The following is a 23,968-nucleotide window of genomic DNA, read 5'->3' as shown; positions in this document are numbered from 1 at the left end:
GCTAGCGCCGGTAGCGACCCATCAGGCTCGCTTCGGCCAGCACCCTCCCCTTCATCGCGCGCTCGACGTCGACCTTGGTCGCGCCGGGCTCCAGGCCCAGCGCGGTGCTGAGCGCATAGAGCTTGAAGAAGTAACGATGAGGCTTGCCGGGCGGAGGGCACGGTCCGCCGTAACCGAGGCGGCGGAAATCGTTCGTTCCCTGACGGCCTCCTCCCGGAACATCTTTCTGCTTGACAACGCCTTCAGGCAACTCGCGCGTGGCCGCCGGGAGATCATAGACGACCCAATGTACCCAGGTGCCTACGGGAGCATCGGGGTCGTCGGCTATCAACGCGAAACCCTTGGTGCCCGCCGGAGGCTCGTTCCAGCGCAGGGCCGGGGAGACGTCAGGACCGTCGCAGGTGTGCTTGCGCGGGATGTCGCCGCCGGGTGCGAAGGCTGGAGATTCGATGGAGAAAGACATCTGGTGTCCTCCCTGGATTGACGCCGCGCCAAGCGAATCCATGTCAAGGTCCGCGGCGCCAGCCATCACCAAGAGCGCCATGAGTGGCAGCCGGATAGCTAACCCCAGCGCCATCGCCGAACCTTCAATTCGGGATGGCGGGGGGAGGCGCAGCCATCAGCTCGGTGAAGCGAGGGTCCTTGCGTACGGTGGCGAACTCTTCGTCCTTGTAAACGTCGTTAATGTCCTTATAACCCTGTTCCATGGCCTTCTTCAGATAGAGGAGACTGCGTTCGGTGTCGCCGATGTGGGCGTACATCTTGGCGATCACGTAGGAATAACGCGCACGATCCGTGGAGGTGGTCAGGTGGGCGGAGACGCCCATAGTCGAGCGCCGCTCGAAGATCTCCGGGTCCAGTTCCAGAGCGCGCAGGTATTCCACGGTAGCCTTGTCGTACTCCTTGCGCGCGAAATAAGCGGTCCCCAGATTGCTGTGGAAGCTGGCCCAGTTGGGGCTGGCCTCGATCGCCTTCTTGTACTGTTTGATAGCCCGTCCGTAGCTCTTGCGGATGTAATAAACGGCGCCCAGATTGTTCAGGGCCTCCGGGTACTGCGGATTCATCTTGACCGCTTTTTCGAAGTTCTTTTTGGCACGGTCGTAGCGCAGCATCGCCAACTCCGCCAGGCCCATCTTGTTGTAGAGCACGGCGCTGGATTGCTTCTTGAGCGCCGCCTGGTAGTAGTCGATGGAATCGGCATAGACCTTGGTGGCGCGCAGTTCGTCGCCGCGCTTTTCCAGTTGCGCGGCCGTCCAGTCGCGCGGAGGAGGCTCGGCGCGGCGAAGCTCGGTCGGGGTGGTGGCTGTCTGATCCTGGTCGAGCGGGGGAACAAGCGGTTCGGGGATTTGCGCGGCGAGCGGAAAGCTGAACCAGAGAACGCACAGAGCCATGAGCCAGGATGCTCGAGTCATGACTACCTCCTACTGCGGAGCGCGGTTGCCGGCGCCCTGGCTGGGTGGGGTTTCCGGCTGGCCGGGAGCGGCGCGCGCTTCTTTTTTTTCGTCCTTGAAAATGCCTACAACCCTTCCCAAAAAGCTCTTCTTCTTTGCGGGAACCGTTCCATCGCTTGCGGCCGTCTGTCCCGCGGGCTGCGAACCAGCCCCCGCGGGCGGGCTAGTCCCAGGATTAGACACCACTGCCGGCGGCGTCGGGTGCCCATCGAGGCCCAGAAGCCGCTGGGCCAGGCCTTTCAGCCCGGAACCGTGTTCGCACGTATCCTGCGGCTCGGTGCCGGCGATAAACGTGGCGAAGTAGGTGTCGGGGCAGGCTGGGGTGGCCAGCAGATTCGTGGCCTTGTCGATCTGCACGCCCACGATGCCCGTGGGCGGAGAGAAGGAGCGGGAGCGGCCGTACTGCGGGTGAAGGACCGCCTTCTTCATGAACTCGGCCCAGATAGGCGCAGCGGTGGTTCCCCCACTCATGCGAAGGTCGCTGTAGTCGTCGAAACCGACCCAGACGATGCAAAGCAACTCCGAGGTGTAACCGGCAAACCAGGCGTCGTGAGACGTGCCGGTCTTGCCGGCCGCGGGGGCGGAGAAACCGCGGGCGCGTACACCAGCGGCAGTGCCGGAGTTGATGACCACCTCCATCATGTTGGTCATGACATAGGCGACGCGCGGGTCCAGTACCGGCTTCCGTTCGGACTGAAACTCTTCCACGGGCTCGCCGGTTCCCGTGCGCACCGCATTGAGCAGCCGCGGGGTCACGTGAACGCCCTGGTTGGAGAAGACAGTGTAGGCTCCCGCCATCTCCAGGGGCGTGGCATCGTACGCTCCGAGGGCGGCGGCCGGCGTGCCTACTACCGACTTGATGCCGGCGGCACGGGCCAGTTCGGCCACCTTGTCATAGCCGATCTGCTCCGCCAGCCGGACGGTAGCGTTGTTCAGCGAAAGGGCCAACGCGTAGCGCGCGGTGACCATCCCGTGGTACTTCTCCTGATAATTGCGCGGCTCGTAGATCTGGTCGCCGTAAAGAAAAGTAGTCGGCGAGTCGTCGATGAGCGAAGCCGCGGTCACGACCGGCTGCTGGCCGGTCACGGCGGTGTTGATCGCAGCCGCGTACACAAACGGTTTGAAGACGGAGCCGGTCGGCCGCTTGGCGACCACGTGATTCAACTGGCTGGTCCCGTAGTTCCTTCCGCCGACCAGCGCCAGAACGGCGCCGGTGTGTGCGTCCATAGCCACCAGAGCCACCTGCGGCATCGGACCCGGCTGGACGCGTGTTTCAAACTTGCCCTTTCCCACCGGGACGCGGCGCGTCCGCTTCTTGATGAGTTCGGCGTCGATTTCCTTCAGCCCCTGCTGGACGGCCTCCGCGGCGTACCGCTGCAGTTCCGGATCCAGCGTGGTGTAGATGCGGAAGGCGCGCTCGTTGAGGTCGCTTTCGCTGTAGCGCTCCAGCAACTGATCCTTCACCAGGTCCACGAAGTAGGGAGCGTCGCTGGCCTCCACGTTGGGTGGCGCCAGCTTCAGGGGCGCCGCCTTGGCGCGCTCGGCTTCCTCGCGCGTAACGGCGCCGGTTTCCACCATGCCGTCGAGCACCAGGTTGCGCCGCGCCTGCGCGCGCTCCGGATACTTATAGGGAGAAAGATAGCTGGGACGCTGGATCAGGCCCGCCAACAGCGCAGCTTCCGGCAGGTTCAGGCTGCGCAAGTCTTTGTTGAAGTAGGAGCGCGCCGCCTCGCCGAAGCCGTTGATGGCGAACGACCCGCGCTGCCCCATGTAGACCTCGTTGGCGTAGAGCTCGAAGATCTGTTCCTTAGTGAAGCGGTGCTCGAGCAGAAAGGTGATGAGGATCTCCGTGAGCTTGCGCTTGACGGTCTTTTCCGGGGTGAGAAAGAAACGCCGGGAGAGCTGCATGGTGAGCGTGGAACCGCCCTGCTGGCGATGTCCTTCCCACACATCGATGAACGCGGCCTGCGCCAGCCGCCAGTAATTCACCCCGCCATGCTCGAAGAAGCGGCGGTCCTCGATGGCCAGCACGGCGTCCCGCAACACTCTGGGGATTTCCGCGTACTGCACCAGGCGCCGCTTGGAGCGCTGTTCACTGTCGAACAAGGCGGTGACCAGCACCGGCTCCAGGCCGTAGGCGGCGGCATCGCTGCGAGAATCGCCGCGGGTCACCACGATGCGCGACACCTGCCCGCCACGGAAGTAGATGCGTCCCTGCTGGGCGGCGAAATAGGATTCCGCTCCGGGGTGGATCTCGATGCTGTCGCCGAGCATCCGGTAGCTGCCCATGCGTACCGGGGAATTCTCGCCCTCGGAGGTGTAGCCGGCGCGGCGGAGTTCACTGGCCACATCGTGGGCCGTCAGGCGGTCGCCGACGCGCACCAGCCGGGGCGCGGCATAGATCTTGGAGGCGTTGGTGAAGATCTGGCCACTCATGCGCCGGTCCACCATGCGGTCGTACTTGACGTAGATCCAAATGAACAGGCTCAAGCCGGTTACGGCGACCAGAACCGCGATGGAGAGGAGAATCCTGCCCGGGAGGCTGCGGGGGATGGGAATCCGGCCGAAGGCGCGGGAAGTCCGCGAACCGACCCGGCGTTTCGAACGCGGCGGTATTTTTGTGCGAGTGGCCACCGATACAGCGAGCGCGTCCACGCCCGCCCAGGGGCCGGGCGCGCTCCATCATGTTACCCGCAAAGGCTGCAGTCGGGAAACTGCCCAGGATGCCGGTCTAAATGCGCTTGTTCTTGGTCGACGGCCTGAACTTCAATTCCACGGGATAGCCCGGCAGATCCACGTGTACGGTGTACTCCGCCCAGATGACCAGGGCGCTCCCTTCGCGCTGCACATGAACCTGCTCCGCACGCAGGGGGATGTCGAGATCCTTGGCTTTCTTCAGGACATTTTCAATGATCTCGGCCTCGCTCTTGTTGGAGTACACGCCCAGCCTGGTCTCGCTCTCAATGGCGTCTTCAAATTGGAAATTCGCGAAATAGGGCGGGATAAGCTTAAAAGCTACGTAGACGCCGCCTACGATGACGACGATCCCTAACAGCGCCTTCAGCGATCTCATGGCGTCCTGCCTCCGGAGTCGACCGGCTCGAAGTCAACGGCCGGGCGGGAAAAAGTTCCGGAATGTGTCCGCAACTGCGCCGATGGTAGCATCCTGGGTTTCACGTGTCGAGCGCCGCGCCACCTCCACTTTGCCCTCGGAAACTTTCTTGCCAACAGTGACGCGGAAGGGAACACCGATGAGGTCGGCGTCCTTGAACTTGATCCCGGGGCGCTCATCGCGGTCGTCGAGCAGGACGTCGTAGCCGGCCTTCCCCAGTTGCTCGGCCACGGCCACGGCCGTTTCCAGCAGCTTGCTATCGCGCGCGTTGGTGGGTACGACGATGATCTCGAAGGGAGCGATCTGCGGCGGCAGCCAGAAACCATCCGCGTCGTGACTCTGTTCCACGGCCGCAGTCAGGATGCGCTCCAGGCCGATGCCGTAGCTGCCCATGATGGGCGTAACCTCCTTGCCTTCCTGGTCAAGGACGCGTGCTCCCAGCGATTCCGCGTACTTGTAGCCGAGCTTGAAGATGTGGCCGATCTCCACCGCCTTGGAAACGCGCAGGGGATGGCCGCAGTTGGGACAGCCTTCTCCCGCCTCGGCACTGCGCACGTCGACCCATTGCGGTACAGGGAAGTCGCGCTCCGGCGTGACGTTTTTCAGGTGATAGTTCTCGCGGTTGGCGCCGGCGACCAGATTTTTCCGGCCGCGCAAGGCTTCGTCCACCATCACGCGGACGGCCTCTCCGTTGTACGACATCTTCTCCGTACCGATGGGCCCCAGGTATCCCGCCGGTGAGCCGAAGATCTGCTCGATTTCTTCCGGATGCATGGGACGGAGCGCATCTTTGGCGGGCAAGGCCGCCGCCAGCTTGGCCTCGTTCAGCATGTGATCACCGCGGACGAAAACCACCAGGGGGTAGATCTTGCCGGCGTTCAGGTCGCCCGCCATGTAGGCCAGGGTCTTCATTTTCTGTTTCGGAGACACCCCCAGGAACCGGGCCACGTCGTCGATGGTCTTCATCCCGGGCGTTTCGACCGGAAGCGGCTTGCCGTCGCCTTCGGGGGCCAGGTCCTCGACCGGGTCCAGGCGCGAGGTGGCCTTCTCCAGATTGGCCGCGTACCGGCACTTCTCGCAGCTCGCCACCATGTCCTCACCAGCTTCGGTCATCACCATGAATTCGTGCGACTGCGAACCCCCCATGGCGCCGGAGTGCGCCTCCACCACGATGTACTTCAGTCCGCAGCGGTCGAAGATGGCGCAGTAGGCGTCGTAGTGCTTCTGGTAGCTCACGTCGAGTCCGGCGGGATCCAGGTCGAAGGAATACGAATCTTTCATGATGAATTGGCGCACCCGCAGCAGACCTGACTTGGGCCGCGGCTCGTCACGGAACTTGGTCTGGATCTGGTACCAGATCTGCGGCAGTTGCTTGTAGCTGCGCAGTTCCTTGCGCGCGATTTCCGTCATGACCTCTTCATGGGTCATGCCCAGGCACAGGTCGGCGCCCTTGCGGTCCTTCAGCCGGAACATGTTTTCGCCCATCAAGGTCCAGCGGCCGGATGCCTCCCAAAGCTCGCGCGGGTTCAGGGCGGGCAGGTAGAACTCCTGCGCGATGCGGTTCATCTCCTCGCGCACGATGGCCTGGATCTTGAGCAGCGACCGCTGTCCCAGAAAGAGGTAGGAGTAGATGCCGGCGGCGAGCTGGCGGATGTAGCCGGCGCGCACCAGGAACTTGTGGCTGGCCACCTCGGCGTCCGCCGGGGCCTCGCGCAGCGTGGGAATGAACAGTTGCGACCAGCGTTGCATTGTGCTCCTTGCCTTCGAATCCATCGAATCGTTCATTCTAAAGGATGGACCCCAGCAGAAGCGGGGCTGGCGGGCCGGGCTGCGTATAATGGCTCCCGCGCCGCGTCCGCCGGATCGCAGGAGCCTGGAATGGAAGCCACACCCGTCACGCAGGATGAGCGCACGTTTGCCGTGCTCGCCCATGCCCTGCAGATTGTGGGCACCTTCATCGCTCCGCTCATCATCCTGCTGGTCAAGCGCGACTCGCGTTTCGTAACCTTCCATGCCTTGCAGGCGGTGTTCCTGCAGCTGGTCTACATGGTCATCTGGGTGGTCTTCTTCGTTGGCATCGTGGCGGTGGCCATCCTGGGCGCGGCGGGCGGCAGCATGTCCGGGCCGCCGCCCGCGTTCGTCGCCCTGGTTCCCCTCGCCTGGCTGTTGGGCATGATGGGGTGGGCAGCGATGCTGATCCTGGCCATCGTGTATGCCATCAAGGCGGGAAAGGGCGAGTGGGCCGAGTACCCCGTGCTCGGGCGTATGGCGCGGGGTATGCTCGGTTTCTGAATAGGTCCATGCCCTCCGACCGGAATCTTTTCGCCGACCTGAGCGTCGACCCCGACATCATTCGCGCCTGGACGCTCCCTGCCAGCCTTTACACGGAACCATCCGTGCTGACGCACGAGCACCAGTGCCTTTTCGGGCGCACGTGGCAGGTGGCGGGATGCCGCCAGCAGGTGGCACGACCGGGCGACTATTTCACGTGCCAGGTTGCGGGCGAGCCGCTGCTGGTCGTGCGCGACGGGGAAGGGAGGCTGCGCGCTTTCTACAACGTCTGCCGGCATCGCGCCGGGCCGCCTGCCGAAGGATGCGGCTCGCGCAAAGTTTTCCGCTGCTCCTACCACGGCTGGACCTACGGTTTGGACGGCCGCCTGATCACGGCGCCGGAATTCGAAGGAGCGCAAGACTTCCGCGCGGAAGATTTCGGACTCCGGCCGGTGCGCGTGGAAGAGTGGGCGGCATGGGTGTTCGTGAATCTCGACGACGCGGCCGAACCGCTGCTGCCGGCGCTCGGGGATCTGCCGCGGCAGGCCGAACGCTTTCCGCTCGAACGCGTGCGGTTTTTCGAGCGGCGTGAGTACGTCATGCAGTGCAACTGGAAGACCTACGTGGACAACTATCTGGAGGGCTACCATCTGCCCAGCGTCCATCCCGGCCTGAACCGGGAGCTGGATTACGGCCGGTACGTCACCGAGACCTTCCCGCGCCACTCGCGGCAATCCAGTCCCATTCGCGGGCCGGAGAACGAGCGTGATGCGCCCCGCCGCTACCCTGACGCTGCCGGGCTCGCAGCCGAGTACTTCTGGATTTTTCCCAACTGGATGCTGAACTGCTATCCGGACAACGTGTCGCTGAATATCGTTGTGCCGCTGGCGGCGGAGGAAACACTGGCCATCTTCGAGTGGTACGTGCTTCCGGAACTAACGAACACCGAGGCTGCCCAGGCCGGCGTGCGCTTCAGCCACGAGATCCAGCTCGAGGACGAAGATATCTGCGAGAAAGTGCAGCGCAACCTGCGCTCCCGCAGCTACGAGCGCGGCCGCTTCAGCGTCCGCCAGGAGAAAGGCGTGCACCACTTCCATCGGTTGTATGCGGAATGGATGAAGCGCGGCTAGCCGCTCCCGGGTCTTTCATCGCTTCAATCAGGTAACGCGCCGTCAGCGGCTCACCCGTGCCTTCCTTCATGATTTCATCCAGTGGCAACCGGCCTCCGCGCATGAAGAACTTCTCATGCAGGAAGCGGCCGGCTTCCAGCCCCCACTTGCGTCCAAAGCGCTGGTCGACGGCATGGTGAATCTGCCGGCCGACCATCTCGGCTAACACGTAGCTTTGCAGGTAGATGGGGCCCGTCGAATAGAACGGATCGAACGCCCAAGTCGCCGTACCGTGCATATCCACGCCGAGATACTCGGAGTAGATGCGGTTGTAGAGCGCGACCAGGTCCTGGTTGGGACTTGCGTAGGCGGCAAACTCGAACAGGGAAGCCGCCATGGTCTCCCGCATGTCGACGATGGACTTCAGCCGGTAACGCTCCTGAATTGCGCGTACTTGCTCCGCAGAAAGCCCGAAGTACGGCCCGGCAATTTCGTCGCGGTAGAGCAGGAGAGCCATCACCTGGCCGAGACCCTCGCCATAGGCTTCGGCGTAATTCGCGCGCAGCAGGAAAGACGGCTCGCGCATCAGCGTGAAGTGCAGTCCGTGACCGGCTTCGTGCAAGAGCGTGTCGGTGAAGCGTACGCCCTTGTACTTGTTCACTACGATGCGCGCCTGCTTGCCGTAGTAGATAGGGTAGGTGCCGCCGCCAAACGTGATGTCAGCAATCACCACGTCCGTGCCCAGCGTCTCGAAATCGAAGCCCAGCGCCCGGCTCAGCTTCTGAATACGCGGCCAGGCTTCTTCGGCCGGTAGCAGCTTCTGCTCGAACTCGCCGGTGATGGTGGAAAAGTAGAACTCCAAATCCCAGGGCTCGACCTTCTCCACCTTCAGCTCGCGGCGGATGCGTTCGAGCAAGCGCTGATAGTCGGCGTCGGTCTCACGCCGGATCTCTTCGAACCACGCCATCAACCCCTTGCGGTCCGTCTGCTTGCGCTCCAGCATGAAGTCGGTGAATGCCCGCCCGGCGTGGCGCTGCGCCAGCGCGTTGCGCAGCTTCATGGCCTTGCGTACGCGTTCACCTGTCAGCGCCGTGATCTGCGCTCGCGCCTCCCAGGCCGTCCGGCGCAAGGCGCGATCGGGCTCGTGGCCGATGATATTGTTCAGTTCGGCGCGGGTCAGCTTGCGCTCGCCCACCTGGTAGCGGAGGGCGCTTTCGTCGCGCTCGATCTCCTCCACCAGTTGCGCCAACTCCGTGTCCGCAGCGATTTGGGCCTCAATCGCCTCCTGAAGGAAGAACTGGCGGCGCCGTTCCAGCGTGGCGTCCTGGAATTCAGCCGATCTCATCTTCGCCAGGAATTCCGGCTCGGTGAGCACGTCGCGAATGCGTTGCCGGAGGGGCACGGTCGAGAGCTTGTCGTTCCCCAGAGTGATTTCCCGATCGGTGGTCCAGTACTCGGCCCAGAGTTTCTCCAGTTGTTCTTCCCTGGCGTCGAGTTGGCGAAGCAGGGCGTCGTCCTGGGAGAGGGCCGTCAAAGAAACGGACAGAATAGCGATCAGGACGAACGTGCCGGCGGGCATGAGAGCGGCTATTAGACCACAGGCGCTCAGAACAGTCCCAGTTGCTGCTCGGTCATCCGCTCATGCGCGTACGCCACGCTTTGCGCGCGCCGCTTGTCGACCCCATATCTTCGGCGCAGCCCGGTCATGAGTTGTGAGGTCTCGCGCCGGTAGTGGTCCGGCAGGTACGCTCGTTTGGCGTAAAGCCGCCGGTACTGCGAGGCCAGGTGAGGGAAGTGCTCCTCGACCAACGGCAGGAACACCTGCAGGGAGCACGGCTTGAGGAACAGAGCATTGTTCGCAACCATGCGTGCGCCGGCGTTGGCTGCCGCGCGGACCACGTTCTCCAGATTTTGCGGTGAATCGGTGATGCCCGGCAGGATGGGCGCGCACATCACGCCAGCCTCGATCCCGGCTTCGACCAGCCCGCGAACCGCCTCCAGGCGCAGATCGGGACGCGGTGCGCGCGGCTCAAGCAGACGGGCCAGCGTCGCATCCGTAGTGGTTATCGTCAGCAGGACCGAGAAGCGGTTGCGCTCGCTGAGGCGCCGTAGCAGGTCCACATCCCGCAAGATCAGGTTGGACTTGGTGACCATGCTGAGATTCAGCCCGCGGTGCTGCGCCAGTTCTTCCAGGATGGAGCGCGTCACACCGTAGCGTCGCTCCGCCGGCTGGTAGGGATCGGTGGCCGTCCCGATGGCGATCAGCTCGCCCGCTCTTACCTGCCGCAGGTCGCGGCGCAGCATCCAGGCTGCGTTCTGCTTGGCGTAGATCACGCGCTCGAAGTCGCGGCCGTCGCGCAGCTCCATGAACTCGTGGGTGTAGCGGGCATAACAGTAGTGGCAGCCGAATTCGCAGCCGCGGTAAGGATTGATGGTCCAGCGAAACGGCATGCGCGGCGATTCGCAGCGGTTCAGCAAGCTGCGGGCATCGAGCGTGCGGTACTCAACCTGATGGCCTTCGGAAAGCGCCTTGCTTTCGGCGGCAAGCCGCGCGATGCCGACCAGGCGCGGAGGCTGGTCCTGCGGGGAAGGGAACGGGAGTGCGGCCGAAGGCGTCATGACTTTTCGCCTTTTGTTCGCCTAACGTAACGCCGGGCCTCCGTGGCTGTCAAGCCCATTCCCGTGCAAAGAAAAACGGCCCAGGTTTCTGGGCCGTCCGGTGCTTGGAGCCTCAGTTCGAAGGCTGTTGTGCAGCCGCTTCGGCTGGTTTCTCGAACAGCTTGGGATCGATGACCGGATTAACCTCCAGTTCCAGCTTCTCGCTTGAGCCCACCTCTGCGCCGTTGTCGGTTGACTTGGATTTAAAGGGCACGCGCAGCCCGTCGACCTCGCGCCAGTCGGAGTAGTCTTCAACACGGTCCACGGGTCCGGTCATGCTGGACGCACGGTAGGCGGCTCGCAACACTCTGCCGCTCTGCGGATCGACATACCAGCGCAAGGGGGTGCCGTCGGCGTTGATCTCCAGGACGGCCGCTTCAGTCTCCCCGATTTTCTCCGTGCCCGCTGCCGCGAAGACGAACTTGGGGTTTTCCACATTCTGGGCGATGAAGACCAGGTCGCGCTTGATGTCGCTGACGCCCTCCTGCTTCATGGGGCCCGGAACTTCCCGCGGAGGCATGCCTCCCATGGCCATGAAGGACGCCTCGGGTGAGATGACAATGGTCATCTCGCCCATGGGCAGAGTGACTTTCGTCCAACTGCGGTCCGGGTACACCACGATGCCTTCCTCGCGGAAGGCCATCTCGCCCTGCGGCGTCTTGTTGATAGAGGTCCCTTTTCTTCGGATTGCCTTGATGGCGCGCAGCTTCTCGGCCCCGCCCAAAGCCTGCACCACCTTGGCTGCCAACGCCTTGCCCTCCGCGTTCGAGCCCGCCACCGCCGGCGTCTTGGGTCCGGCTTCCGGTATGGTGACGTCGAGCGCGGTCACGGTTCCCAGGCTGGCCAGAGGCTTGTCGAAGTCCGCCGCTTTGCCTACCACCAGGACCGCCAGCTTGTCTTTCTGAATGTATTTCCTGGCGACGCGGTTGACATCGTCCACAGTCACCTTCTCGATTGCGGCCTGGTAGCGCTCCAGGAAGTCGGCGGGGTACCCGTAGAATTCCAGCCGCATCCTCTCCCTCAGGACTTTTCCCTTGCTATCGAAGTTGAAGACGAAGGAGTTCAGGATGCCGTCTTTGGCCCGCTTGAGCTCTTCCTCCGTAGCCGGCCTGGGTCCGAGGAAATTGTCGATCTCCTCGTACAGAGCGTGAATGGCCTCGACCGTGGTGTTGCTCTTGGTGCTCATGGTGATGCTGAAGAGCCCGGGATGGTCGAAGGCGCTGCGCACACCTCCGCCGACGGCATAGGCCAGGCCCTTGCGCGAGCGGATGCTGGTGAACAACCGCGCCAGTGCGCTGGTGCCGAACACTTCGTTCATCACCTCGACCGCGAAGTAGTCCGGGTTGTCGCGCCTGATGCCCAGGTGGACCATGCGGATCTCGCTCTGGTTCACATCGTCCTTGGCGACGAAATACACGCCCGGCTTGGCCGGTTGGTACTCGATGGCAGCCGGCCTGGCCTGCGGTCCTTTCGGCCAGGCGGCAAAGGCTTTGCGCAGCCTGGCTTCCATGGCTTTGGCATCGAAATCGCCGACGATTCCCAGAATGATGTTGTTGGGATGGACATACTGCTTGTGCCAGTTCAGCAGGTCGTCCCGCGTGACCGCGGCTACCGTGGCATATTCGGTGTGGCGCGCGTAGGGATTTTCCGCCCCATAGCCAAGCTTGCTGGCCTCGCGGCCGGCGATGCCCTGCACGTTGTCATTGCGCCGCGCGATGGCCGTGTTCTCCTGCGTCTTGGCCAGTGTGATCTTGTCTTCTCGGAACTCCGGCTGCTGCAGCAGCTCGGTGAATATCGCGAACACGTCGTCGAAATCGCCCTTGAGGCAGGAGAAGGAGAGATTGGTGCTGTCCACTCCATCTCCGCTCTCCACGCGCGCGCCACGCGCTTCCAGGAAGTCATCGAGCTGGTCGCCGGTTTTGGACTTGGTGCCGCCCGTGCGCCAGACCTCGCCGTAGATGCTGACCAAGCCGACCTTGGCCGCGGGCTCCTCGCGCGAGCCGCCGCGGACTGTAGCCTGGCCCTCGATGAGCGGCAGTTCATGGTCCTCCTGCAGGAAGATCACCATGCCGTTGGGCAGTACGACGCGCACCGGCTGCTGCGGATGGAACGGAGGCAGCGGCGGCCGGCTGATCTGCTTCCAGTCGGTGGCCTGGCCGGCAGCGTGCCCGCAGGCCCACAGGCAGAGGGCCAGGAGCGCCGTCACGGAACGGAGTCGCCTGAGCTGAGTCATTACTGGCCTCCCTTCGGGGCGGCGGCCGGCTTCACCGTCTCAATCATCCCCACGGTGCGATTGGTGTCGCGAAAGACCGCGTTAGCCACGCGGCGGATGTCCGCTTTGCTCACTTTTTCGATGCGCTCCACCTGGCGGAACAGCTCGCGCCAGTCTCCGAAGCGGCGCTCGAAGGTGGCCAGTTGCAACGCCAGTCCCTGGTTGCTGTCGAGCTGCCGGATCAGGTCGGCCTTGGCCCGCGTCTTGACGCTCTGTAATTCTTCGTCGCTCACGTCCTCGGTCTTCAGGCGCTCGATCTCCTGGTGGATGGCATCCGCGCACTCCTGGTTGGTATGTCCGGGCGTGGGCACCGCGAAGAATGCGAACAGGTGCGGGTACTTCGCTCCGGGGAACGGACTGAAGCCGGCGGCGGCCACGGCGATTTTCTTATCCCGCACCAGCGAGCGGTACAGGCGGGACGTTCTTCCCTTGGAAAGAATGTCGCTGATGGCGTCGTAGACGACGTCGTCGGGATCCAGCACATCCGGGCGGTGGTAGCCCTCCAGATAAAACGGCTGCGCCTGGTCGCGCAGGATGACCGTGCGCTCCGCGTTCTGTGGCGGCTCCTGGGTGCGCACCGGCTCAGGCTTGGGTGTGTTGGGCAGCCTCCCGAAGTATTTCTCGATGATGGGCAAAGCCTCCGCCGCTTTGACGTCACCCACCACGGCCACCACCATGTTCGCCGGAACGTAATACTTGCGGCGGAACTCCTCCGCATCGGTGGCGGAGAAGGACATCAGGTCGGAGGCGTAGCCGACCACCGGCCGGTGATACCCGTGGGCCGTGAACGCAGCCGCCAGGAACTGCTCCACCAGCCTCCCCACCGGCTGGCTGTCGGTGCGCATGCGGCGCTCCTCGAAGACGACGTCGCGCTCTTTGTAGAACTCGCGCATCACGGGATGCAGGTAGCGCTCCGACTCCAGATAGGCCCACAGCTCGAGCCGGTTCACGGGCAGCGAGTAGAAGTAGCCGGTCTCGTCCCAGTTCGTGAAAGCGTTGACGCCCACTCCGCCCTCGCGCTCGATGATCTCTTCGAACTCGTCCGGTAAGGCGTACTGGTTGGCCTCGGCGATGGCGTCCTTCCAGGCTTTTTCCAGTTCCTTGACCTTGGCGTCATCGCGGCCCACGCGCTTCAGGCGCTCCCGATCATAGGCGGCAAAGGCCTGCTCCACTTTCTCCAGGGCCGCTTTTTCTTTGGCGTAATCCTTGGTGCCGATCTTGTCCGTGCCCTTGAAGGCCATGTGCTCGAACATGTGGGCCAGGCCGGTGATGCCCGGCACTTCCTGCACGGCGCCCACATCCACGTGGGTGAAGTAGGAGAACACGGGCGCTTCGGGACGCTCGCAGATCAGCACCGTCAGGCCGTTCTCCAGCTTCTTCACCGTGATGCGCTTCTCGAAGGAGGCAACATCCTGCGCCGCCGCGCTCAGCGCAGCCAGCAGCAGCACCGTCAGCAGATCGATGAGTTTGGGCCGTTGAAGTTTCATCCGACCTCCGAACGTTCGGGAATTTCCACGGGAAACGGTAGGAGCAACAGGCTAAATGGCGGCGAAAAACCGTGTCAAACGACTCGGACACCACGCTGGGACGAACTGTCGGCCATCCCGCACCCGAATTGCTATTCCTTTCTGCGTCTGATAACGCGCATACTTCGGTTATGGGAGCCGCAGCCCTTTCCGCCCCGGACCAGCGCCTGCTCGCCGGCTTTGCCGACTACCTGCGGGTAGAGAAGGGACTGGCGAGGCTGAGCATCGCGGCCTACACGCGCGATGTCACCCAGTTCGGCGAGTTCCTTGCTCGCAAGAAGCGCGGACTTGCCCACGCGCGCCGTGCCGACGTCCGCGACTTCCTTGACCACCTGTTCTCGCTCGCCGTAGATGGCCGGTCGGTGGCGCGCAAGCTTTCGACCCTCCGCCATCTCTACCGCTATTTGCTTCTGGACCGCCATGTCACCCGCGACCCAACGTTGAACATCGATGCGCCGCGCCAGTGGAAGGTGCTGCCCAAGTCGCTGGCGCGCGACGACGTAAAAGCCCTTCTCGCCGGCCCGCCTCGGGCGGAAGACACGCCGTTGGCGCAGGCCCTCACGCTCCGCGACCGCGCCATGCTGGAGATGTTCTATGGAGGCGCGTTGCGCGTCTCGGAAATCATCGGCGTCGGTCAGGAAGACCTCAAGCTCGACCTCGGCTACGTGCTGGTCCGTGGCAAGGGAGACAAGGAACGCATCGTGCCGCTGGGCCGTCCCGCGCTCGACGCCTTGCGCCTGTACCTCGATCAGGGCCGCTCCGTGCTGGCCGCAGGCAAGGCCTCGCCGCTGCTGTTCATTGCCCGCGGCGCCCGTCGCCTTTCGCGCCAGCGCGTGTGGCAGATGGTGCGCGCCTCGTCCGCTGGCGGGCGCCGTGCCAGCCCGCACATGTTGCGTCACAGTTGTGCTACGCACATGGTGGAAGGCGGCGCCGACCTGCGCACCGTGCAGTCCATCCTGGGCCACGCCGACATCTCCACCACGCAGGTCTATACGCACGTGGCCCTCGACCGCTTGAAGCACGTCTACCGCAGCCACCATCCGCGGGCGCGTGCCCGATTCAAAACCGCCGTGGCGAAGGAAAAGGAATGAGCAAGAGAAAGTCCAGCCCGCGCGGTCCTGTCCCGCGCGCCATTGTCCAGTTCCTCCGCGCGCTCGAATCCGAGCGCCGCGCCTCGCGGCACACGCTGCGCGCTTATCGTCAGGACCTGGGGCGTTTTGCCGCCTGGGCTGGCCCGGATGCCGACTGGCCCGCCATCGACCATCTTCGCATCCGCGCCTTCCTCTCGCACCTTTATCACCGGGGACTCAGCAAGACCTCGGTCGCGCGCGCCCTGGCCGCACTGCGCTCGCTCTATCGCTGGATGGCGCGTGAAGGCATGGTGGAGCAGAATCCCGCCGTGCTGGTCTCGACGCCGCGGCTGCCCAAGAAGCTGCCGCGCGTCCCTACGGTCGAGGAAATGAACTCCATGCTCGACGCTCCCATGGCCAACGAGACCGCCTTCCCCGAGCGCGACCACTTGATCCTCGAGCTGCTGTACGGATGCGGACTGCGCAACTCTGAGCTGGTCGGCCTCGATCTGGAAGATGTGCAGTGGTCGAACGAAGCTCTGCTGGTGCGCGGCAAAGGGAAGAAGGAGCGACTGGTGCCGTTCGGCGAGGTGGCCCGCGCCGCGCTCGCCGCGTACCTGCCGGTTCGGCGGGAGAGGCTGGCGGCGCTCAAGCGCTCCTGCTCCGCGTTGCTGGTGAATCGCCGCGGCGGAAGACTCACCACACGCAGTGTGGGCCGCATTGTCAAACGTATCGCGCTGGCGCGCGGTCTTTCCGCCGACGTTCACCCGCACACGCTGCGCCACGCCTTCGGCACCCACATGCTGGAAGAAGGCGCCGACCTGCGCGCCATCCAGGAGCTGCTGGGCCACGAGCGCCTCGCCACCACCCAGCGCTACACGCAGCTCTCCGTCAAGCACATGCTGAAGGTGTACGACGACACCCATCCCCGGGCAAAGTAAGAGTCTAACCACAAAGTCCACGAAAGTTCACAAAGGAAAGGAGCAAAGAAAGTCGCTGAAATCCCTTTGTATTCCTTCGTGTCCTTTGTGGTTGATGTTTTCAGTCTGCCGCTTGGTCCAACCGGTCGGCTTGGTCCGGTTCTTCTCCGCGCAGCTTCAGCCACATCGCAACCACGCGGGCGCGCAGCTCGCGCGTAATCTGGTCGTAGACCAGCTCCGGGTTGCCGCCCTTCTTCGGTGGATAGATGGGATCGCCGAACATGATCTTCAAGTCGGCGAACTTCTGGAACGGCTTGCCGCGCGGCCAGGCCTCGTAGAAGCCCTCCACCGCCACCGGGTAGATGGGCACCTGCAGGTGATAGGAGAGGATGGCGGCGCCCTTCTTGAACGTCTTCGGACGACCATCGATGGAGCGCTCGCCTTCGGGATACAGGGTGAGCACCATGCCGCGCCGCAGCCCATAAGCCCCGGCCCGCATCGCCCGCACCAGGTTCGCATCCGGGTCCACCGGGATCAGCTTGATGAGGCGCGCGATCCTGCGAAAAATCCCTTCGCCGAAAATCTCGCTCGTCCCCACGTAGAACATGTCTTTCCACAGACTCCAGGGCAACAGCGTCGGCAGGATGGGCGCTTCCAGGTAGCTCTGGTGGTTTGGGGAGAGCAGGAAGGGACCATGCTTCGGCAGTTTCTCGAGGCCGATCACCTTCAACCGGAAGGCGTCACGCAAGAACAAGTTGACGGCGCGTCCCAGCAGGAAGATGGCCGCGGTCGAGATGGGCCGCGGCTCCGTGATGGCCGTGACCTCGGGGTCGTCGGTGTCGGTGGCGAGCACGGCCTCCCAGCCGGGAAACGAGGCGCGCTTCGCGCCCTCGGCGCCCATGCCCTTGCGCACCGCATCCACCAGGTCGCGCACGGTGTAGACCTCGGAAACCACCGAATCGTCCACCGAAGCGCCCAGCTCCTGCTCCAGCGCCACCAGCAGTTCCACCCGCTCCATGGAGTCAAGCCCCAGGTCGAGTTCCAGGTTGTCGTTGGGATGGATGGATTCTTTCTTTTCACGAGCCGCCTCGCGCACCACGCGCAGGGCGCGCTGCACATCGGGCTCGTCCAGCCAGGCCGCGTCCTCGCTCGAAAGCTCGCGCACCGGGGACGCTTCGGCTTCGGCGGCTGCGGCTCCTTCCAGCACGCTCTTGCGGATCTGGTAGCGCTTCAGTTTGCGCGTGGTCGTGCGCGGCAGTTCCTCTTGCCACAGCTCGAAACTCAGGATGCGCTTGCTCGGCGGCAGTTGTGCCGAGAGCCCGTCCAGGTCGAAGCGGATGACTTCGCGCGTGTTGACGATTTTCTTCTGCTTGAGCAACTCGAAGTCGGGCACGATGACCGCGTGCAGCCGCTCGGCGAAGGGCTCGCCCGGCCGGCTTTCCAGGCCCAGCACGCATACTTCCTTGATCCAGGGCGACTGCTGGTAGTGCGCCTCAATCTCTTCCGGATAAATGTTTTTGCCTGAGCTGAGGACGATCACGTCCTTCTTGCGCCCGGTGATGAACAGGTTGCCGTCCTCGTCGAAGTAGCCCAGGTCGCCGGTGTAGAGCCAGCCGTCGCGCAGCACTTCCGCGGTGGCCTCCGGACGCTTGTAGTAGCCCTTCATCACGATGCGGCTGCGGATCAGGATCTCGCCCGCCGCCGGCCCTTCCTCGTCCTCGCTGGCTTGCGTGTCGGCCAGCCGCGCCTCCACACCGTAGAGCGGCTTGCCCACGGACCCGATCACGTTCTGACCGATGGGCGTAGCAAACGCTCCGCCGGAGGTTTCCGTCAGCCCGTAGGCCTGCAGGATGTCGAAGCCCATCGCTTCCAGGTCGCGTCCGATGGCCGCATCGAACCGCGAGCCGCCGGTGATGAGGAAACGCATGTGTGTCCCCAGCGCCTGGTGCGCCTTCTTGAAGAAGACTTTTCCCAGGTTGATGCCCACGCGACGCCCCAATCGCGAGACGCCCATCAGCACCCGGAAGGCGGCTTGCGCCAGAGCGCCTCGCTCCTTCACTTGTTTCAGGATGCGTTCGTGGATCAGGTAGAAGAACTGCGGCACGCAGCAGAACAGCGTGACGTCGCGCTCGCGCAGCGCGCGCATCAGTTCGCTGGTGTTCAATTGCTCCAGGTAGACCACGCGCGCGCCCGCGGCGAACGGCAGCAGCAGGTTGGCCATTTGCGCCAGCGCGTGGAACAGCGGCAGCACGCCCAGGATGGAATCCTTCGGCGTGACTTGGATGAACTTGAAGACCGCCTCCACTTCCGCCAGCAGGTTGTCATTGGTGAGGACGACGCCTTTCGGATCCGCCGTCGTGCCCGACGTGTAGAGCAGCAGGACCGTCTCGTCCAGCGCGGTGTCAACGGGCGTGAAGTCGCCCGGGCCAGCCGCGAACATCTCTTCTACGTTGGGAAAGCGGCCCTTGCCTTCAGCTTCCAGTTCCAGCAAAACAATCCGGCACTTCAGGCCCGAAGCCGCTCGTTCGCCCGCCGCCAGGTGTCGCCCATCCACGAACAGCACCGTGCTGCCGCTATCGGCCAGCAGGCGCGCCACCTGCTCCGGCTTGAGGGCGATGTCCAGCGGCACGGCCACCATGCCGGCCGCGACCGCGCCCAGGTAGGCCGCTACCCAGCGCGGTCCGTTGGACGCCAGAATGGCGCAGCGTGCACCGCGCTCCAGGCCCTGCTCCGCCAGCCAGCGGCCGATGGACTCGGCGTCCCGACGCAACTCCGCATACGTGTGCCGTTCCACCGGCTTTGCCGGATCGGAGCGCTGCATCTCTACCGCCACGTGGTCCGGCCAGCGCTCCACGGTTTCCAGGAACCGCCGGTAGAAGTTCGCCGCACCCACCGGAGCCGAAGCTGCCGGCGTCTCCAGTGCGAGCACAGTCGTGGTCGAATTGGCCACACTTCGGCCCATAGACGGTTAGATGCTACGCCTGCGCTGATGTGAAGACCAGCCGCGGAGTGACAATCGGGCGATTGTCACAAGATCGACCCCCGGTCCTTCGCCTTCACAGGTTCGTATCAGGCACGACTTCAGTCGTGCCAGAGAGGCTCACGTGAAAGCCGGCTTCAGCCGCTGGATAGTCGGCTTATGGCGCTGTTTGAGGTTGTGCACCTGCACGCCTCCCGTAGTAGGCACCAATGGAGTATCCAGCCGAGGCGAAGAACGGCATGCTGAACAGAATTTGCCCAAAACACTCATCGCTGTCCCAACTCAGCCATTCGTAGAAAGGACCGCCTTGCAACGCCCAAAGAGTTCCGGGAATTACCCAGACCCACTTTGCCTCGCCATCCCCGAGGTAGCCATTGATGAGCCGGCCGAAGACTCAGCCCTATGAGGAAGGGGCCGAGGTACAACGGCGGTTCGAATAAGCAGTCACCCAGATGGAGCCATCCTCTTGCCAAAGCGGAAGTGGGAGCACTGGGCGCGAGCAGCTCGATCAAGAGCCAAGGTGCAAGCACGACAAACAACGGCAGGGCCGTTGCGCAAAACGAATGAACGATGAAGCGCAGAGGCGAGTCTTCGTCGGGCAGCAGTTCGAACACGAGATTAGGCTGCCCAAGCTCCAGTACCCAACGCCACCTGCCAAGTGACAATCGGACAACTGTCACAAGCTAGAGCTAGAAGCTAACGGCTACTTCACAATCACCCCGCACGCGATTCTTGCACCGGCGTTGCCCGCCGGATCGGACTTCATGTCGTCGGCCTTCTCGTGGATCACCAGCGCGGTTCCGCCGTTGGCGAAGAGCGAGTTCGCCGGCCCTTCTTCCAGCGTTACCTGGTCATTCAGCAGACCGTGCCTCACATTGTCCTTACTGCAGCACCGGCCGTCCTTGTCCACCGTGATGTTGTACATGTCGCCGTTGTGGTGTCCCTCAGGGTTCTCCAAACCGTGCTTCTTGCCGTTGGGATTGAAGTGCCCCCCGGCGGACTTGAACGCGTCCTGCGGTGCCGCAGGGTCGGCTTCACACTTGGCGTTCTGATGGATGTGGATGGCGTGCTCGCCCGGCGGCAGGTTCTTCAGCCGCAGCGTGATGCCCACGCCCGCGTGGTCCTTCATTACGAGCGTCGCCGTGCCTACGCTCTCACCCTTGGCGTTCTTGAGTTCCACGATCTTTTTCGCTGGTTTGGATGCCGCCCACACCATCCCCACCGCGATCGTGACGACCCAAAATGCCCGAATCCCTGCCTTCATCGTATCGCTCCCTGAATAGAGAATTGCGGTTCCACGAAGCATCTATTCTATCGCGCCGCATCATTGCCCATGGCCCGAGCTAGGAGCTAGAGGCTAGTCGCTAGGAGCTACCCGGCCCCGCACCGCCTGCCCGGCCGTCTGCATCCAATGTGGTACGCTGTCTTCTGGGCACGCCTGTGCCTGCTGAAGGAACTTCCGATTGCTCAACGTCCTGCTGGCCAAGGTCATCGGCACCCGTAACGAGCGGGAGATCAAGCGTCTCCAGCCTCTGGTCGAGCGCATCAATGCGCTCGAGCCCGAGATCGAGCGCCTTACCGACGGCGAGCTGCGCGCCAAGACCGACCAATTCCGCGAGCGAATCCGCAAACACCTGGAACCCTACGAGGCCGATCTCGAGCGCGCCCGCGAACTGGGCCCGGACGAAGTCGAACGCGCCCAGAACGAGCTGCGCCGCGGCGAGCGCGAAGCCCTCGACGATCTCTTGCCGGAAGCTTTTGCCGTAGTCCGCGAGGCCGGCCGCCGCACCCTCAACATGCGCCACTTTGACGTGCAGCTCATCGGCGGCATGGTGCTGCACCAGGGCAAGATCGCCGAGATGAAGACCGGTGAAGGCAAGACGCTGGTGGCGACCCTCCCGGTCTATCTCAACGCGCTTCCCGGCCGCGGCGTCCACGTGGTCACGGTCAACGATTACCTGGCCAAGCGCGACTCCGAATGGATGGGCCAGATCTACCGCTTCCTCGGCCTGACCGTCGGGGTCATCGTGCACGGCCTCGACGACAACGAGCGCCGCGAAGCCTATGCCGCCGACGTTACCTACGGCACCAACAACGAGTACGGTTTCGACTACCTGCGCGACAACATGAAGTTCGACCTCTCGGAGTGCGTCCAGCGCGGCCACAACTACGCCATCGTCGACGAGGTGGACTCCATCCTCATCGACGAGGCCCGCACACCGCTCATCATCTCCGGCGCCAGTGAGGAATCCACCGACAAGTACTATCGCGTCAACCGCATCATCCCCAAGCTGGAACGCGGCGAAGAGATTAAGGAAGGTGAGAACAGGATTCTCACCGGCGATTACGTAGTGGATGAAAAACACCACACCATCACCATCACCGACGAGGGCTGGGAAAAGGTCGAGAAGCTCCTGGGCATAGGCAACATCGCCGACCCGGAAAACTGGGCCCTCAAGCACCACGTCGAGACGGCCGTGAAAGCGCATGCGCTCTACAAGCGCGACGTGCAGTACGTGGTGAAGGATGGCGAAGTCATCATCGTGGACGAATTCACGGGCCGCCTGATGCCCGGCCGTCGTTGGTCCGACGGGCTCCACCAGGCCATCGAAGCCAAGGAAGGCGTCACCATCGAGCGCGAGAACCAGACCCTGGCCACCATCACGTTCCAGAATTATTTCCGCATGTACAAGAAGCTGGCGGGCATGACCGGCACGGCGGAGACCGAAGCCGCCGAGTTCGACAAGATCTACAAGCTCGACGTCATAGTGATTCCAACCAACAAGCCGCTCCGCCGCGAGGAGCATCCCGACGTCGTCTATCGTACGGAGAAAGAGAAATACGAGGCCGTCGCCCAGGAGATCGAGCAGTTCAACGAATCCGGACGCCCGGTGCTGGTAGGCACTACCTCCATCGAGAAGTCCGAGCGCCTCTCCGAGCTGTTGAAGAAGCGCGGCGTGACCCACGTTGTCCTCAACGCCAAGTACCACGAACGCGAGGCCGAGATCGTGGCCCAGGCCGGCCGCAAAGGTTCTGTCACCATCGCCACCAACATGGCCGGCCGCGGCACCGACATCCTGCTGGGCGGCAATCCCGACTTCATGGCCAAGCAGGAGCTGGTGAAGCGCGGCGTGGCTCGTCCGTTGGCCGCCGCGGCCGGCAAGATCCAGGCCCGCGCCGAATCCGAGGACATGACCCTGTTCTATTACCAGGGCAACGAGTATGAAGTCCCCCTGGCGCAGTGGAACGAGGTCTTTGAGCACTACAGGCGCCAGACCGACTCCGAGCATGATGAAGTCGTAACTCTGGGCGGCCTCCACATCCTCGGCACCGAACGCCACGAGGCCCGCCGCATCGACAACCAGCTCCGCGGACGCGCCGGGCGCCAGGGCGATCCCGGCTCTTCGCGCTTCTACCTCTCGCTCGAAGACGACCTCATGCGCATCTTCGCCCGCGAATGGGTTTCCAACATGCTCAAGCGTTTGGGCATGGAAGAAGGCGTGCCCATCGAGAGCCGCCTCATCACCCGCCGCATCGAGGCCGCGCAGAAAGCCGTGGAGGCGCAGCACTTCGAAGCCCGCAAGCACTTGCTCGAGTACGACGACGTCATGAACAAGCAGCGCGAGGCCGTCTACGGCCTGCGCCGCCAGTTGCTCGAGGGACTCGACCAGCGCGACCTCATCATCGGCGAAGACGGCTACGTCGCCGCCATCCTCTCCGACCTTCTCGGCCAGTACTGCCCGGAGAAGGTCCACCCCGACGACTGGGACCTGACCGCGCTCAAGAACCAGCTCTTCACCCGCTTCGGCGTGGATATCCTCGCCGAGGGCATCCAGCCCGAAAGGCTCAACCGCAGCGAGCTCGGCGACGCCATCTTCGAAAAGCTTCGCGAGCGTTACGAGGCCAAGGAAAAGCTCATCGGCTCGGAGGCCATGCGCTACCACGAGCGCCTCATCATGCTCAGCGTCCTCGACAGCCAGTGGAAAGACCACCTCCTTTCCATGGACCACCTCAAGGAGGGCATCGGCCTGCGCGGCTACGGCCAGAAGGATCCTCTGGTGGAGTACAAGCGCGAGTCCTTCCAGATGTTTGAGGAGATGATGCAGCGCTTCCAGGACGAGACCGTCCGCTACCTCTACCTGATGCAGGTGGTCAGCGGCGGCCCGGAACTAGAGCGCCACGTTCCGGAGCCGGAGGCCGCGGAAGCTCCCGGCGCTCGCATCCCGTCTGCCCGCGGTTCAGCGGACGGCGGACGACGCCCGCGCGCCACCTCCATCGACGAGATCGAGCAGGAGTTCCAGCGCCGCAAACGCCGCGAACTGGAAGCCGCCCGCCTGGCCGGCTCCGGCGACTACCAGCCCGTCCAACAGGTGGTTCGCTCCACGGCCAAGGTCGGCCGCAACGACCCCTGCCCCTGCGGCTCCGGCAAGAAATACAAGAAGTGTCATGGCGCTGGTGCATAGAAGCACCTACTTCCTTGATGCTGTCATCCTGGCCGAGGTTGAGCGCTTGCGCGGCGTCTCAGCCGCGCGCCGAGATCCTGAGCGAAGCGAAGGAGCCCCCCTGGCGCGACTGCTTCCCGCGCGGGAAGCCCGAGCG

Annotated in this window: 16 protein-coding genes; 5 read left to right on the top strand and 11 right to left on the bottom strand. The window is 63.7% G+C overall.

Going from position 1 to position 23,968, the window contains the following annotated elements; translation table 11 throughout:
- Position 1 precedes the first annotated feature (1 nt).
- The 5 genes from VNK82_09745 to VNK82_09725 form a co-directional block, all read right to left on the bottom strand.
- Complete coding sequence (locus VNK82_09745) at positions 2-544, bottom strand: YbhB/YbcL family Raf kinase inhibitor-like protein (GenBank protein HXE91232.1); 543 nt, start codon at positions 542-544, stop codon at positions 2-4.
- Positions 545-587: 43 nt separating this feature from the next.
- Positions 588-1,412: a tetratricopeptide repeat protein gene (locus tag VNK82_09740; protein ID HXE91231.1), complete on the bottom strand. Its 825-nt coding sequence runs from the start codon at positions 1,410-1,412 to the stop codon at positions 588-590.
- Positions 1,413-1,421: 9 nt separating this feature from the next.
- Positions 1,422-4,085, bottom strand: coding sequence for a PBP1A family penicillin-binding protein (locus VNK82_09735; GenBank protein HXE91230.1), 2,664 nt, complete (start codon positions 4,083-4,085; stop codon positions 1,422-1,424).
- Between the two features lie 97 nt (positions 4,086-4,182).
- Entirely contained in the window at positions 4,183-4,524 is a 342-nt protein-coding gene (locus VNK82_09730; GenBank protein HXE91229.1) for a hypothetical protein, read from the bottom strand.
- Between the two features lie 33 nt (positions 4,525-4,557).
- A complete protein-coding gene (locus tag VNK82_09725) occupies positions 4,558-6,312 on the bottom strand; it encodes a proline--tRNA ligase (protein HXE91228.1) in 1,755 nt (584 codons plus the stop codon).
- 129 nt (positions 6,313-6,441) lie between these two features.
- Between VNK82_09725 and VNK82_09720 the strand changes: the two genes are divergently transcribed.
- The gene (locus tag VNK82_09720; GenBank protein HXE91227.1) at positions 6,442-6,855 is read left to right on the top strand and encodes a DUF4870 domain-containing protein; all 414 of its coding nucleotides are present in this window, start codon (positions 6,442-6,444) and stop codon (positions 6,853-6,855) included.
- Between the two features lie 8 nt (positions 6,856-6,863).
- Positions 6,864-7,964, top strand: a complete 1,101-nt coding sequence (locus VNK82_09715) for an aromatic ring-hydroxylating dioxygenase subunit alpha (GenBank protein HXE91226.1) — start codon at positions 6,864-6,866, stop codon at positions 7,962-7,964.
- Here the strand turns inward: VNK82_09715 and VNK82_09710 are convergent.
- From VNK82_09710 to VNK82_09695, 4 genes are all read right to left on the bottom strand, one after another.
- Entirely contained in the window at positions 7,894-9,522 is a 1,629-nt protein-coding gene (locus VNK82_09710; protein HXE91225.1) for a M3 family metallopeptidase, read from the bottom strand. The genes VNK82_09715 and VNK82_09710 overlap by 71 nt on opposite strands.
- Before the next feature lie 26 nt (positions 9,523-9,548).
- Complete coding sequence (locus tag VNK82_09705; protein HXE91224.1) at positions 9,549-10,562, bottom strand: radical SAM protein; 1,014 nt, start codon at positions 10,560-10,562, stop codon at positions 9,549-9,551.
- Positions 10,563-10,674: 112 nt separating this feature from the next.
- Positions 10,675-12,807: a pitrilysin family protein gene (locus tag VNK82_09700; protein HXE91223.1), complete on the bottom strand. Its 2,133-nt coding sequence runs from the start codon at positions 12,805-12,807 to the stop codon at positions 10,675-10,677.
- A 26-nt stretch (positions 12,808-12,833) separates the two neighbouring features.
- A complete protein-coding gene (locus VNK82_09695) occupies positions 12,834-14,360 on the bottom strand; it encodes a pitrilysin family protein (GenBank protein HXE91222.1) in 1,527 nt (508 codons plus the stop codon).
- Between the two features lie 170 nt (positions 14,361-14,530).
- On the opposite strand from VNK82_09695, the gene VNK82_09690 reads away from it, so the two are divergent.
- Positions 14,531-15,490 carry a tyrosine recombinase gene (locus VNK82_09690; GenBank protein HXE91221.1) on the top strand — a complete coding sequence of 320 codons (960 nt, stop codon included), beginning with the start codon at positions 14,531-14,533 and terminating at the stop codon, positions 15,488-15,490.
- Complete coding sequence (gene xerC / locus VNK82_09685) at positions 15,487-16,410, top strand: tyrosine recombinase XerC (protein ID HXE91220.1); 924 nt, start codon at positions 15,487-15,489, stop codon at positions 16,408-16,410. Before VNK82_09690 ends, xerC begins: the two co-directional genes overlap by 4 nt.
- 100 nt (positions 16,411-16,510) lie before the next feature.
- On the opposite strand, the gene VNK82_09680 is transcribed toward xerC, so the two are convergent.
- Both VNK82_09680 and VNK82_09675 read right to left on the bottom strand, forming a co-directional pair.
- On the bottom strand, positions 16,511-19,339 hold the full coding sequence (locus VNK82_09680) for an AMP-binding protein (protein HXE91219.1): 2,829 nt from the start codon (positions 19,337-19,339) through the stop codon (positions 16,511-16,513).
- A gap of 733 nt (positions 19,340-20,072) precedes the next feature.
- The gene (locus tag VNK82_09675) at positions 20,073-20,633 is read right to left on the bottom strand and encodes a superoxide dismutase family protein (protein HXE91218.1); all 561 of its coding nucleotides are present in this window, start codon (positions 20,631-20,633) and stop codon (positions 20,073-20,075) included.
- A 199-nt stretch (positions 20,634-20,832) separates the two neighbouring features.
- Between VNK82_09675 and secA the strand changes: the two genes are divergently transcribed.
- On the top strand, positions 20,833-23,832 hold the full coding sequence (gene secA, locus VNK82_09670) for a preprotein translocase subunit SecA (protein ID HXE91217.1): 3,000 nt from the start codon (positions 20,833-20,835) through the stop codon (positions 23,830-23,832).
- The last annotated feature ends 136 nt before the right edge of the window (positions 23,833-23,968 follow it).

The sequence above is a fragment of the Terriglobales bacterium genome, assembly GCA_035573675.1.
Classification (GTDB): Bacteria; Acidobacteriota; Terriglobia; order Terriglobales; family Acidobacteriaceae; genus DATMAB01.
This window is presented reverse-complemented; position numbering and strand designations above follow the sequence as displayed.

What these genes read in the sequence shown, in the direction of transcription:
- VNK82_09745 (HXE91232.1), bottom strand. Translation starts at nt 544, where the DNA reads ATGGCGCTCTTGGTGATGGCTGGCGCCGCGGACCTTGACATGGATTCG.
- VNK82_09740 (HXE91231.1), bottom strand. Translation starts at nt 1,412, where the DNA reads ATGACTCGAGCATCCTGGCTCATGGCTCTGTGCGTTCTCTGGTTCAGC.
- VNK82_09730 (HXE91229.1), bottom strand. Translation starts at nt 4,524, where the DNA reads ATGAGATCGCTGAAGGCGCTGTTAGGGATCGTCGTCATCGTAGGCGGC.
- VNK82_09725 (HXE91228.1), bottom strand. Translation starts at nt 6,312, where the DNA reads ATGCAACGCTGGTCGCAACTGTTCATTCCCACGCTGCGCGAGGCCCCG.
- VNK82_09720 (HXE91227.1), top strand. Translation starts at nt 6,442, where the DNA reads ATGGAAGCCACACCCGTCACGCAGGATGAGCGCACGTTTGCCGTGCTC.
- VNK82_09715 (HXE91226.1), top strand. Translation starts at nt 6,864, where the DNA reads ATGCCCTCCGACCGGAATCTTTTCGCCGACCTGAGCGTCGACCCCGAC.
- VNK82_09710 (HXE91225.1), bottom strand. Translation starts at nt 9,522, where the DNA reads ATGCCCGCCGGCACGTTCGTCCTGATCGCTATTCTGTCCGTTTCTTTG.
- VNK82_09705 (HXE91224.1), bottom strand. Translation starts at nt 10,562, where the DNA reads ATGACGCCTTCGGCCGCACTCCCGTTCCCTTCCCCGCAGGACCAGCCT.
- VNK82_09695 (HXE91222.1), bottom strand. Translation starts at nt 14,360, where the DNA reads ATGAAACTTCAACGGCCCAAACTCATCGATCTGCTGACGGTGCTGCTG.
- VNK82_09690 (HXE91221.1), top strand. Translation starts at nt 14,531, where the DNA reads ATGGGAGCCGCAGCCCTTTCCGCCCCGGACCAGCGCCTGCTCGCCGGC.
- xerC (HXE91220.1), top strand. Translation starts at nt 15,487, where the DNA reads ATGAGCAAGAGAAAGTCCAGCCCGCGCGGTCCTGTCCCGCGCGCCATT.
- VNK82_09675 (HXE91218.1), bottom strand. Translation starts at nt 20,633, where the DNA reads ATGAAGGCAGGGATTCGGGCATTTTGGGTCGTCACGATCGCGGTGGGG.